This is a genomic window from Phenylobacterium sp. CCH9-H3 (assembly GCF_001557235.1).
In the GTDB taxonomy this organism is placed as follows: domain Bacteria; phylum Pseudomonadota; class Alphaproteobacteria; order Caulobacterales; family Caulobacteraceae; genus Phenylobacterium.
Genome location: NZ_LSJI01000204.1, coordinates 1 through 11,700 on the forward strand (window position 1 = coordinate 1; position 11,700 = coordinate 11,700).

Consider the following 11,700-nt stretch of genomic DNA (forward strand, 5'->3'; position numbering starts at 1 on the left):
CCCGCCGATGGGGAAGAACGGGGCGATGGAGCTGCCGGCGGACCAACCGCCCTCAGGGTTGGTGAAGTAGTCCCGCGAAGCCCAGTCGCGGTCCGTGGTCTTCAGCTCGGACCGGTGCTGGTAGCCGATGCTGAGGAGGATGTTGCCGTTTTCCCAGGCGTGGCCCCACAGGCCCGTGGCGTCGTAGTTGCCCTTGGAGCCGTCGATCAGCGTGTAGCTGCCGCCGACCTCGAAGCCTTCGACGTTCGTCCGCGTGATGAAGTTGACCACGCCGCCGATGGCGTCCGAGCCGTAGGTGGCCGCCGCGCCATCCTTCAGGACCTCGACGCGCCCGACGGCGGCCGTGGGCAGGGTGTTGGTGTCGACGATGCCCGCGCCGGCCTGACCGAACGGGTTGGGCGACATGCGCCGGCCGTTCAGCAGCACCAGGGTCCGCTGGGCGCCCAGGCCCCGCAGGTTGACCGAACCGGAACCTTCGGACCCCTGCGCGCGCGGGTCGAACTGGTTCGTGTCGCCCAGGACGCCGCTGGAGACCGAAAGCTGCTTGATGAGCTCCAGGGTGGACGGCGCGCCTTGTTTCTCCAGGTCCTCCTGGCTGATCACGTCCACCGGCAGGGCGGCGTCTTCAGGCGTGCCGCGGATGAATGAACCCGTGACGACGACCTCCCCAATCTCGGTCGGCGCGGTCTGGGCCGTGGCTTGGGTGGTGACGCCGAGCGCCATGGTGGCGGCCAGCACGGAAGCGCTGCAGAAGAACCTGCCTTTGGTCATCGAATTTCCTCCCCTCGGCAGCCTCTGATGTCGGGCCGTCCTGAGTGGGGGGATATTGAGGCTGTTTGTTTCAGCTTCGCCACTGGAATTTCACCGTTCGGTCTGCAACGGCCGAAAGAGCGGCGTTCGCGCAACACCTTGTCCCATAAGGGTTTGCGCGTTTTTTAGGCGTCGCGGGCCTTTTGCTCTGGGCGCCCGATCTTCGAAAATCGGCGCCTTGATGTCAGTTCGGCCGCAAGAATCGCCGCCTGCCCGTGCGGGGCGAATCCTGTTGCGGGCGGCCGGCTCCGCCTTAAGTTTGCGCGAGCGGCTGGCTTCGCGTTTCGACGAGAGCGGCCGGTTCGGGGGACTCTGGCATGGATTTGGTGTGGCGGGTCCGCATGGCGGGCGGCAAGCTGGTGGGCGAGCCGGCCGGCCGCGTGGACGAGACCACCTGGGAGGCGTTCTCGGCCCACCTGACCGCGGCCGTCCAGGAGGCCGCCGCAGTCGGCGCGCCGTTGATCCTCGACCTGAGCCGCCTGGACTATATGTCCTCGCGCGGGCTGCGGGCCCTGACCATCGCGCGGCGCGAGGCCGGGGATGCGACCTCGATCACGCTGGCCGCGCCCAATGCCCGAATGCGGGAGATCTTCGCCATCAGCCGCTACGACAAGCTGTTCGCGATCGTCGACGACGTCGATTCGAACGCCTGACGGCGACAGGGGGAGTTTTCGATGCTGGTACGCTTCTGGGGCACGCGCGGCTCTCTGCCGGTGGCGCAGCGGGCCGATGCGATCCAGGCCAAGATCGCCCACGCCCTGGTGGTCGCAGGCGGCCGTAGCTTCGCCGACGAGGCCGAGGCCGACGCCTTCGCCCGGGCGAACCTCGACTTCGCGGCCTACGGCGCCTACGGCGGCGCCACCAGCTGCGTCGAGATCGAGGGCGCCGACGATGCCTTCCTGGTCTGCGACCTGGGGTCGGGCCTGCGCGAGTTCGGCATCGATTCGTTCCGGCGCATCGCCGGCGGCCACCCGCCCGTCTATCACGTCTTCCTGTCCCACCTTCACTGGGACCACATCATGGGCTTCCCGTTCTTCGGGCCGGCCTTCAATCCCGCCGCGACCATCGTGATCCACTCCGGTCACGCCGACGCCGAGACGGCGCTGCGCCGCCAGCAGGAGGAGATCTCGTTCCCCGTGCCGTTCGACTGGCTGCGCGCGAAGTTCCAGTTCGTGGTCCATCCGCCGGGCGAGCCGTTCGAGGTCGGAGGCGTCACCGTGACCCTGGTGGCCCAGCATCACAGCCACGACTCCTACGGCTATCGCTTCGAGAAGGGCGCGCGCGCGGTCATCTATTCCACCGACAGCGAGCACAAGGTCGAGAACATGGACGCCGAGGCGGCGTTCGAAGCCTTCTTCGCCGACGCCGACCTCGTGATCTGCGACACCATGTATTCCCTCGGGGACACCGTCAGCCTCAAGCAGGACTGGGGACACTCGTCCAACATCGTGGCGGTGGATCTCTGCCACGCCGCCCGCGCCAAACGGCTGGCGCTTTTCCACCACGAACCGACCTATACCGACCAGGACATCCAGCGCATGCACGCCGAGACTGTCCGCTACGAGGAGCTGGTCCGCGCCGATCGGCCTCAACTGGAGGTGATCTGCGCCTATGACGGTCTCGAGGTCGCAGTCTGACGCCCTGAGCGAGCTGGACCGGGGCGCCAGGCTCCGCGTCCGCATCGCCGGCCTGAGCGCGGCCCTCGCGGTCGCCGTGATGGTGCTGTTCGGCGGTCACCTGCTGCGCCAGCCGCTGTTCGACGCCTTCCAGACCGTGGCGCCCGCCCCCGACGTCTCGCGCCGGGTCCATGTGGTGGTGATCGACGCCGACAGCCTGCGCGACGTGGGAGGCTGGCCTTGGACGCGCTTCTATCTCGCCCGGCTCGTCGAGCAGATCGCCGACCGTGGGGCCGCGGTCATCGGCTTCGACATGCTGTTTCCCGAGCCGGACCGCCTGGCCCCGTCCGAGTTCACCAGCCTCTACAGCGAGCTGCCGCCCGGAGTGGCTCAGGAGATCCGCGACCTGCCGTCCATGGACGCGGTGTTCGCGCGGGTGATCGGGCGCAATCCGGTGGTGCTGGCCCGCGCCGGGGTCGCGCGCGAATCGTTCGACCTCACCGAGGGCGCCGGCGCCCCCCTGCCGCCCGAGGCCCAGTTCTCGGGCGCGATCCCCGCCGACCTGCTGACCTATCCGGCCGTGGTGACCAACATCCCCCTGCTGGATGGCGCGCCGCTGGGCCACGGCCTGGTCAACGGCGAGCGCGACGCCGACGGGCTCGTCCGGCGGGTGCCTTTGCTGGCCCGGGCCGCTGGCCATGTGACGCCGGGCTTCGCCGTCGAACTGGTCCGCGCGGCGGAGGGCGCCGACCGGATCGAGCTGGAGACGCGCGGCGGTCGCCTGGAGGCCGTGAAGGTCGGCCGCCACCGGGCGCCCGCCGGTCCGGACGGCCAGCTGCTGCTGCGGTTCGGCGACTGGCGCACGACCCAGACCACCTCGGCGGTCGACGTCCTGCGCCAGGGGCAGAGGCCCGACCAGTTCAAGGACCAGATCGTGCTGATCGGCCTGGCCGCCGCCGGCACCTCGGACGTCACCAGCACCCCGCGGGCCAAGGCGATCTACGGGGTCTATGTCCAGGCCCAGGCGGTGGACTCCATCCTGCGCGGCACGGCGCTGCGGCGGCCGGGCTGGGCGGCTCCGGTCGAATGGGGGATCGGCCTCGCCCTGGTGCTGCTGTCGCTCGTCGGCGTGCCGCGCGCGCCCATGGGGCCGGTCCTCGCCGGCGCAGCGGTGGAGATCGCGCTGGCCCTCGGGGCGAGCTGGCTCGCCTTCCAGAACAACCTGTTGCTCGACCCTTTCCCCATGCTCCTGCCGGGCGCCGCCAATTCGGCGGTGATGGTCGCCCTGCTGTTCGTCGAGGGCCGCCGGGTCCAGGCCCGCCTGCGGGGCGCCCTGGAGGACGAGCGCCTGACCGCCGCGCGCATCTCGGGCGAACTGGCGGCCGCCAGCGAGATTCAGTCCGGCATGCTGCTGCCCAGGACGGAGCTCCCCCGCATTTCGCCCGCCGTCGAGATCGACGCGGTTCTGCAGTCGGCCAAGACCGTCGGCGGCGACCTGTACGACGCCTTTCCGTTCGACGACGGCCGCGTCTGTTTCCTGGTGGGCGACGTCACCGGCAAGGGCGTGCCGGCATCGCTGTTCATGGCGCTGTCCAAGGCCCTGTCGCGGAGCCTGTTGATGCGGCCGAACACGAGCCTTTCGGCGGCGGTGGCCGAGATCAACGCCGAGCTCTCGCGCGACAATCGCCAGGCGATGGCGGTCTCGCTCCTCGTCGGCGTCCTGCATCCTGCCGACGGCCGGCTCGACCTCTGCTGCGCCGGCCATGAGAATCCGCTGGTGGTCGACGCCGCCGGGCAGGTCCGCGAGCTGAAGCTCGACGGCGGGCCGCCGCTCTGCGTGGCCGAGGATTTCCCCTACCCGGAGGAGATCCATCGCCTGGCGCCCGGCGAGACCCTGATCGCCTTCACCGACGGCCTGAGCGAAGCGCAGGCTCCGGACGGGGCGCTGTTCCGGCGCGAGCAGGTGTTCGCGGCCCTCAGCGCGGCGTCCAGGGCCTCAACGCTCGGCGGGCTGGTGGACGACCTGGTCCGACAGGTCCGCGCCTTCGAAGCCGGCGGCGAACCCAGCGACGACCTTACCGTGATGGCTGTCCGGCTGCGCCCTATCGGAGGATGACTTCCACGCGGCGATTGGCCGGCTCGGCCACGTTGTCCGCCGTGGGCACGCGAAGCTCCCGCTCGCCGCGGCCCACGACCTTGGCGTTCTCGAACGGGAGGCCCTGTTTCACGAGCGCGGCGCGGATCTCGGCCGCCCGCTCGAGGGACAGCTTGTCGTTGACCTCGTTCGCGCCGGTGGTGTCGGTGTGGCCCGTGATCTGCACCTCGTCGTCCGGCCTGGCGGCCTGCCGCAACGCTTCGAGGATGGGCAGGGACTCCGGCGTCAGGTCCGTCGAGCCCTCGACGAAGTACATCACATAGACCCGGGGCGCGAAGGGCGACCAGGCCATGAGGTTGGCCCAGAGGCCGGCCTTCGCGGGCCGGGGCTTCACCTTCCTGCCACCCACGCGGGCACGGGTGTCGCCGGAGGTCAGCGCGCCGAGCTCCCGGCCGGTTTCCGGGTCGAACACCGCGACCGATCCGGACGTGCCGGTCCCGGCGTCGTTAAGCAGGGTCACGTCCGAGGTGGCGCAGCCGCCCAGGAGGCCGGCCAGGGCCAGCGCAGGCAGGAGCCTCACTTCACCTCCACCACGAAGGTCGTCCCCCGGGCCGCGAGAAGGGACGTGGGCGTGCGCACCTTCATGGCGTCCTTGTTCTCCTTGGCGATCTGGCCGGAGACGACGCCCAACGTGCCCCGGTCCACCGTGGTCAGCGACTTGCCCTTGTGGGTCGTGTCGTCGAACTCGAACTGGCTGAGCGCCACCCGGCTGTTCGGACCGACAGCGAAGCGGCTGTTGTCGATGAAGGTGATCCCGATCCGGCCGTTGCCGCCCGTGGTCAGCACGTCGCTGACCAGCAGCTGATAGCCCGGGGTCGCCGGCTTGACCGACTTGCCGCGTACGACCGCCGCGTTTCCCGTCACGGTCTTGATCCGGCCGATCTCGGCCATGGCCAAGCCTGGCGTCGACAGCGCACACGCCATCAGCAATCCTGCGATCAAAGCTCCGCGCATGCGAGCCTCCCTGAAACACGGTTCTGTCATAGCCCAGCTCCCCGCCCTTGCCCAATCCCCCTGCGTGGTCCGCGCGCGGCTCGCCGTGGAACGCGGCGCCGTGGGCCGCGCCCTGGCTGCGACCCGAACCTTCTGCCTGCAGGCGGGCCTCGGCCGCGATGCCGCCGAGCGGCTGGTGATCGTCGTGGAGGAGTGGGTCGCCAACGTGCTGGAGCACGGCGCGCCGCCGCCGGGCAGCCGCATCGGCCTACGGCTGGCCCAGCGCTCCGACGCGATCCGCATCACGATGACCGACGCCGGCTGCCCGTTCGATCCGCGCCGGCAGGGGTTCGACGGCCCCAATCTCGAACGGGGCGGCGGCGCGGGCCTGGAGTTGCTGCGCGCCTGGAGCCGGGTGGCCGCCTATGGCCGTCGCGCCGGCCGAAACCGCCTGGTGCTGGAGATGCCGCTCGCATGACGGCCCGCGCGCCGCATCTGCCGGGCCGCTGGCGCCTGGGGCCTCGGGCGTTCATGGCGCGGCCGCGGCTCACCGGCGCGCTGGCGGCAGGCGGCGCCGTGGGGCTCGCCTGCGCCGCGCTGACGCCGCTGGCGCCGCCATCCTGCCTCATCGCGGGCTGGGACGTCTTCTGCCTGCTCTACCTCGGCCTCACCTTCACGGCGATCGCACGCCAGGGCCCGGCCGAGATCCGCGCCCGCGCGGCGCAGCAGGACCAGGGTCAGGCTGTGATCCTGCTGCTGATCCTCGCCGCCTGCGGCGCCAGCCTGGCCGCCGTCGGCCTGGAGCTCTCCCTGGCCCAGGACGATCCCGGTCCGGAAAAGGCGCTGCGGGTCGCCGCCGCCTTCGCCACCGTCACCGGATCCTGGCTGGTGATGCAGCTGGTCTTCGCCATGCACTATGCGCACGAGTACTATGCGGTCGACGGCCGGACAGGCGGGGACTCAGGGGGTCTCGCCTTTCCCGGAAACGAGCCGCCCGACTACTGGGACTTCCTGCACTTCTCGATCGTGATCGGGGTCGCCGCCCAGACGGCCGATATCGCCTTCACCGGAAAGCGCCTCCGGCGGCTGGGCACGGCTCACAGCCTGATCGGCTTCGTCTTCAACACCCTGATCCTGGCGCTTACGATCAACCTGTTGGCGGGGCTGTTCTGAAGACGAAACGGCGACGGGAGCGGAAAGGCCATCCGGCAGCGGTGGCCCATATTTTCCCGGCGGGCGTTGAGACGCCGACCGCGGGAACTTGCGAAGGAAAAGGATGGTGGACGTGACAGGGATTGAACCTGTGACCCCCTCGATGTCAACGAGGTGCTCTCCCGCTGAGCTACACGTCCGTACCTTCGGGAAGGCGGGGATATACAGATCGGCCCCCGCCTTAGCAAGCGGGGCCGAAGCGCCCTTTTTCAGGCCGCGATCATCCGCTCCACCTCGGAGACGATCTCGCGCAGGTGGATCGGCTTGGACAGTACCTTGGAGCCGGCCGGCGCCTGTTCGCCGGCGGCCAGCGCCACGGCGGCGAAGCCGGTAATGAACATGATCCGCAGGCCGGGGTGCTTGGCGGCCGCCTGGCGCGCCACCTCGATGCCGTCGATGCCGGGCATGACGATGTCCGTCAGCAGGAGATCCCAGGGCTCGTCGAGGTAAGCCACCGCCTCCTCGCCGTCGGCGCAGGAGGTCACCTCGTGGCCGGCGCGTTCGAGCGCGCGGGCCAGGAAGCCGCGGAGGGAATCGTCGTCTTCGGCGAGGAGGATGCGTGACATGGCTGCTGAACGCTTGATCGCTCACAATAGCTAGCGAAGGGTAAAGGGGGAATGAAGGGGGCCGTTTGACGCTGGGGGCCGCTCCAGCGTTGAATGGAGGCGATGAACGCCCTCGATCCCCTGCCCGGAGACGCGCCGCCCGCCATCGGCGATGCGTTTGAGGTGCGCCGGGCCGGGCCGGAGGGCAAGCCGCCCACCCCGTTGGTGTTCGCCTCGCCGCATTCAGGGCGGCTCTATCCCGAGGACATGATGTCGGCCGCCGCGCTGGATGCGGTGTCGATCCGCAGGTCGGAGGACGCCTTCGTCGACGACCTGATCGCCCAGGCTCCGGTCCACGGGGCGGCCGTGATCACCGCCAACTTCGCTCGCGCCTACATTGACCTGAATCGCGAGCCGTTCGAGCTGGATCCCGGCATGTTCTCGGACCAGCTGCCCGAGTTCGCCCGCGCCCGCACGGCGCGCGTGGCCGCAGGCCTGGGCGCGATCGCCCGGGTGGTTTCGGAAGGCCAGGAGATCTATCGCCGCAAGCTGACCTTCGCCGAGGCCCGGCGCCGGATCGATGGCGCTCACCGCCCCTACCACGCGGCGCTGTCGGCCCTGATCGAGGAAGCCAGGGCCACCCACGGCTTTGCCATCCTGGTGGACTGGCATTCGATGCCCGCGGCGGCGGCCCGGGCGGCGGGCCGCGAGCGGCCCTGCGACATCGTGCTGGGCGACCGGTTCGGCGCCGCCTGCGCCGGCGTCCTGCCCACGCGGGTCGAGCGCGAGCTGGAGGCCATGGGCTATCGGGTCACCCGCAACATGCCCTACGCCGGGGGCTACACCACCGAGCACTACGGCCAGCCGGGGCGGCGGGCGCACGCCCTGCAGATCGAGATCAACAGGGCGCTCTACCTGGACGAGGCGACTCTCTCGCCGACCTCGGGTTTCGAGACGCTGCGGGCCCACGTGGAGCAGCTGACCCGGGCCCTGGCGACGGCGGACTGGTCCGCGCTGAAGGCCTCCTAGGCCGAGGCCGGAACAGCCCGGCGGCGGCGCAGGAGCGTCCCGGCGGCGCCGAAGCCCAGGATCATCATCGCCCAGGTGGCCGGTTCCGGCACGGCGCCCGCGCCAGGGCCGCTCATGATCACATTGTCGAGCTTTACGGTGTCCACGTTGGGGCTCCAGTCGGCGTAGATCTCGATCTGCCGAAGGTCGGCCATGATGGACCGGAAGAGGTCGTCCGTGACGCGGGGTCCCTGGTTGACGTCGCTGCCCGTCTGGAAGCTGGAGGTCGACAGCGCAATATTGAACGAGCCGAGCTGAGGCGACGGCCCGACCGCCAGATTGCCGAACATCCTCGACCCGTTCTTGCTGCTGAACACCACCAGCGGACGCTTGCCGGAATAGTCGTTGAAGGCGGATGAGAGGTCGAAGCTGAGCGAACCGCCGATGAAGTCGGACTTGTCGCCCAGGAACTTGATCGGCGCGATGTAGCCCCAGCCCGGGAAGCCGTAGGTGGACGTGATGAGGCCGCCGGCGGCGTCGTAGGTTACCGGCAGCACGTTGCCCCCCACGCCTTGCCAAGTGCCATAGCCCCACCCGTCGGCGTCGGTGTCGAAGGTGGAGGACACCGTCGTCGCGGCCCCGGCCTGCCCGGCGAGGGTCACGGCGGCGGCGAGGACAAGGGCTCCGAGGCCCGTCTTCAGTCGGTTCATAGTGCTCATCCCATGGCTCGCCGCGACGACCGCGGCTGTCGGATGAGCGGTTAGGGCCCGCGGACCCGCGCTGTCGCCCGCGCACCGATCAACGGCCCAGGCGTTCGACGAAGGGGGGCGAATTCCCGTGTGAGGCGAGCGGTCTAGCCGTCCCGCCGGGCGACCTGCGCCACATAGGCAATCAGGGCGCCCGCGTTGATGGGCTTGGTCAGGAAATCGTCGGCGCCCGCCGCCTCGGCCGCCTGTTTGTGTTCGTCCATGGCGTTCGCGCTGAGGACGCAGACGGGAACGCGTGGGCGGCCGAACTCGCGTTCGATCTGGCGGATCGCCCGAATGGCGGCCAGGCCGTCCATCACCGGCATCTGCATGTCCATCAGGACGAGATCGAACGCCTGGCCCGCGAAGGTCTCGACCGCCTCGCGACCGTTCTCCACCGCCACGATCTCGACCGGCAGGTCCTCGAGGATCAGCTCGACGGTCATGCGGTTGATCAGATGATCCTCGGCCAGGAGGAGCCTGAGCGGACGCATGGCGGCGTCCACGGCCGACGACTGGACCACCTCGACGGTCGGCCCATCCTGGACCACGCGTCGCAACGGAAGCTCGACCTTGAACGTCGCCCCTCGCCCCGGCGCCGACGTGGCGGAGATCGTCCCGCCCATCAGGGTCGCCAGGGACTTCGAGATCGCCATGCCCAGGCCCGTTCCGCCGTACTGCCGCGTGACCGAGCCGTCCGCCTGCTCGAACCGTTCGAACAGCGTTTCGGCCACGTCGGGCGGAAAGCCGATGCCCGTGTCGCGAACGGCGAAGCGCACCCGTTCGCGGCCGTCCGGCAGGGGCGTGCAGGTCACCGAAAGCCGCACCTGGCCGCGAGCGGTGAACTTGACGGCGTTGCTGACTAGGTTGGACAGCACCTGGCGGATCCGCAGCTCGTCGCCGACGAACCGGTCGCGCGCCGCGTCGTCCAGTTCCACGAGCAGTTCCACGCCCTTCTCGGCGGCGCTGGCCTGGAACAGGTCGGCGATTTCCCGCACGACGTTCGCAAGGTCGAAGCGCTCCTCGCGGATGGACACGCGACCGGCGTCGAGCTTGGCGAGGTCGAGGATGTCGCTCAGCAGCCGTTCCAGCGCCCGGCCCGACCCCTCGATCAGGTTGACCATGTGCCGCTGCTTCGGCGCCAGGTCGGTGCGGGCCAGGGCGCCGGCGATGCCCAGCACCCCGTTCAAAGGCGTCCGGATCTCGTGGCTCATGTTGGCCAGAAACACGGACTTCGCCAGGTTCGCCTTCTCCGCCAGCTCGCGCGCCGCGATCAGACGAAGTTCCGTGTCCCGCCGCTCGGACAGATCGCGGACGATGGCGGTGAACGCGTGGCCCGTGGCCGTCTCCAGCACCGCAAGGGAAACCTCGGCCGGGAACTCGTCGCCCGACCGGCGACGCCCGACGATCGGCGCCCTGTCGTGCATGCGAAGGCTCTTCGCCCCGCCCGCGGAGAAGGCGGCCACGTGCAGCTCGTGCGCGGACCTATGCCTGGCCGGCAGCAGCTTCTCGACCGGCTGGCCGACCACCTCGTCCGCGCTGTAGCCGAAGATTTCCTCCGCGCCCGCGCTGAAGGCGATGATGCGGGCGGCCTGGTCGGTGACGACGATGGCCTCGGGCGAGATCGTCAGCATCGCGGCCAGGGTGTTCGCGCTGCGGCGGGCGGCTTCCTCCGCAGCCCGGGCGCTGGTGACGTCCTGGACGGCCCCAAACATCAGCGCGGGCGCGCCGTCGGATCCGAGTTCGACCTCGGCGCGCTCCCGCATGATGCGTTCCCGCCCATCCGGCAACACGACGCGGTAGTCGAGCGCGTAGTCCTCCTCGCCGGCGAGCGCGCTGCGGACGCGGGCCCGGACGCGCTCCCGGTCTTCCGGATGGATGAGATCCAGGACGTGGGCGAAGGTGGGCTGAAACGCACAGGGCGCCAGGCCGAAGATCCGGTAGACCTGCGCGGACCAGAGCAAGGTCTCGCGCGGGACGTCCGCCCGCCAGCTCCCCGTGTTCGACAGGCGCTCGGTGCGGTCGAGGTGGTCCAGCAAGGCCGCCACGTCGCCGCCGGCGCGGACTCCGTCCCGGGACCACGGGTCGACGGACGCGCGTGGCTCGCCTGCGCGCCTATTCTTCGGAACCTTCAACGGCCCGGCCTCCTGCGATGCTGGCGAACCTCCTCGCGCGCTCGACCGGCGAGGCGCCGGCGCCGCCGGGCGCGCCGAGGCGGAAGCGGCGGATGAGCCGATCGAGTTCGACGGTCTCGGCCTTCATGGCGTGGGTGGCCGCCGCTGACTGCTCGACCATGGCCGCGTTCTGCTGCACGACCTGGTCCATCTGGGTCACGGTGGCGCTGACCTCCGCGAGACTCGCGGACTGCTCCTGGGTCGAGGCGGAAATCGTGGATATGACCGAATCGATCTCGGCCACCTGCGCCACGATCGCCGCTAGCGCGACGCCCGCCTCGTGGACCAGCTCGACGCCCGCGGCCACCTCCCGGCTCGAACGCGCCACCAGCAGCTTGATCTCCTTGGCGGCCTCGGCGGAGCGCTGCGCGAGGGCCCGCACCTCGGACGCCACGACGGCGAAGCCCTTGCCGGCCTCGCCAGCCCGGGCCGCCTCGACGCCGGCATTGAGCGCCAGCAGGTTGGTCTGGAAGGCGATCTCGTCGATCACCCCGATGATCT

The 11,700-nt window shown here is 70.2% G+C and carries 13 protein-coding genes and 1 tRNA gene; 6 read left to right on the forward strand and 8 right to left on the reverse strand.

Features of this window, described 5'->3' with window-relative positions:
• On the reverse strand, positions 1-771 hold a 771-nt coding region (locus tag AX721_RS17935; RefSeq protein ID WP_156467236.1), incomplete at its 3' end, for a TonB-dependent siderophore receptor.
• Between the two features lie 356 nt (positions 772-1,127).
• Between AX721_RS17935 and AX721_RS17940 the strand changes: the two genes are divergently transcribed.
• The 3 genes from AX721_RS17940 to AX721_RS28685 are packed head-to-tail and all read left to right on the forward strand — an operon-like array spanning position 1,128 to position 4,542.
• Positions 1,128-1,463, forward strand: coding sequence for an STAS domain-containing protein (locus AX721_RS17940; protein WP_197422635.1), 336 nt, complete (start codon positions 1,128-1,130; stop codon positions 1,461-1,463).
• Positions 1,464-1,484: 21 nt separating this feature from the next.
• On the forward strand, positions 1,485-2,447 hold the full coding sequence (locus AX721_RS17945) for an MBL fold metallo-hydrolase (protein WP_068877351.1): 963 nt from the start codon (positions 1,485-1,487) through the stop codon (positions 2,445-2,447).
• Positions 2,422-4,542, forward strand: a complete 2,121-nt coding sequence (locus AX721_RS28685) for a CHASE2 domain-containing protein (protein ID WP_068877352.1) — start codon at positions 2,422-2,424, stop codon at positions 4,540-4,542. The genes AX721_RS17945 and AX721_RS28685 overlap by 26 nt, the downstream gene beginning before the upstream one ends.
• Here AX721_RS28685 and AX721_RS17955 read toward each other — a convergent pair.
• Both AX721_RS17955 and AX721_RS17960 read right to left on the reverse strand, forming a co-directional pair.
• Positions 4,529-5,101 (reverse strand): OmpA family protein, encoded by a 573-nt coding sequence (locus AX721_RS17955; protein WP_068877353.1) that lies wholly within the window; start codon positions 5,099-5,101, stop codon positions 4,529-4,531. The two genes, AX721_RS28685 and AX721_RS17955, sit on opposite strands and share 14 nt — an antisense overlap.
• On the reverse strand, positions 5,098-5,535 hold the full coding sequence (locus AX721_RS17960; RefSeq protein WP_068877354.1) for a FecR domain-containing protein: 438 nt from the start codon (positions 5,533-5,535) through the stop codon (positions 5,098-5,100). The genes AX721_RS17955 and AX721_RS17960 overlap by 4 nt, the downstream gene beginning before the upstream one ends.
• Between AX721_RS17960 and AX721_RS17965 the strand changes: the two genes are divergently transcribed.
• Together AX721_RS17965 and AX721_RS17970 are read left to right on the forward strand one after the other, a co-directional pair.
• Positions 5,534-5,992 carry an ATP-binding protein gene (locus AX721_RS17965; RefSeq protein ID WP_197422636.1) on the forward strand — a complete coding sequence of 153 codons (459 nt, stop codon included), beginning with the start codon at positions 5,534-5,536 and terminating at the stop codon, positions 5,990-5,992. The two genes, AX721_RS17960 and AX721_RS17965, sit on opposite strands and share 2 nt — an antisense overlap.
• Entirely contained in the window at positions 5,989-6,687 is a 699-nt protein-coding gene (locus AX721_RS17970; protein ID WP_068877356.1) for a DUF1345 domain-containing protein, read from the forward strand. The genes AX721_RS17965 and AX721_RS17970 overlap by 4 nt, the downstream gene beginning before the upstream one ends.
• A 104-nt stretch (positions 6,688-6,791) precedes the next feature.
• On the opposite strand, the gene AX721_RS17975 is transcribed toward AX721_RS17970, so the two are convergent.
• Positions 6,792-6,866: transfer RNA gene (locus AX721_RS17975), tRNA-Val, on the reverse strand.
• Positions 6,867-6,935: 69 nt separating this feature from the next.
• Positions 6,936-7,292 carry a cell cycle two-component system response regulator CpdR gene (gene cpdR / locus AX721_RS17980; protein ID WP_068877357.1) on the reverse strand — a complete coding sequence of 119 codons (357 nt, stop codon included), beginning with the start codon at positions 7,290-7,292 and terminating at the stop codon, positions 6,936-6,938.
• 102 nt (positions 7,293-7,394) lie between these two features.
• Between cpdR and AX721_RS17985 the strand changes: the two genes are divergently transcribed.
• Positions 7,395-8,300, forward strand: coding sequence for an N-formylglutamate amidohydrolase (locus AX721_RS17985; protein WP_068877358.1), 906 nt, complete (start codon positions 7,395-7,397; stop codon positions 8,298-8,300).
• Here the strand turns inward: AX721_RS17985 and AX721_RS17990 are convergent.
• The 3 genes from AX721_RS17990 to AX721_RS18000 all read right to left on the reverse strand — a co-directional run.
• Positions 8,297-8,989, reverse strand: coding sequence for a PEPxxWA-CTERM sorting domain-containing protein (locus tag AX721_RS17990; RefSeq protein WP_068877359.1), 693 nt, complete (start codon positions 8,987-8,989; stop codon positions 8,297-8,299). The genes AX721_RS17985 and AX721_RS17990 overlap by 4 nt on opposite strands.
• A gap of 143 nt (positions 8,990-9,132) precedes the next feature.
• Positions 9,133-11,073, reverse strand: coding sequence for a PAS domain-containing hybrid sensor histidine kinase/response regulator (locus tag AX721_RS17995; protein ID WP_068877360.1), 1,941 nt, complete (start codon positions 11,071-11,073; stop codon positions 9,133-9,135).
• 67 nt (positions 11,074-11,140) lie between these two features.
• Positions 11,141-11,700: methyl-accepting chemotaxis protein (locus AX721_RS18000; protein ID WP_231754737.1), on the reverse strand; the 560-nt coding region annotated here is incomplete at its 5' end.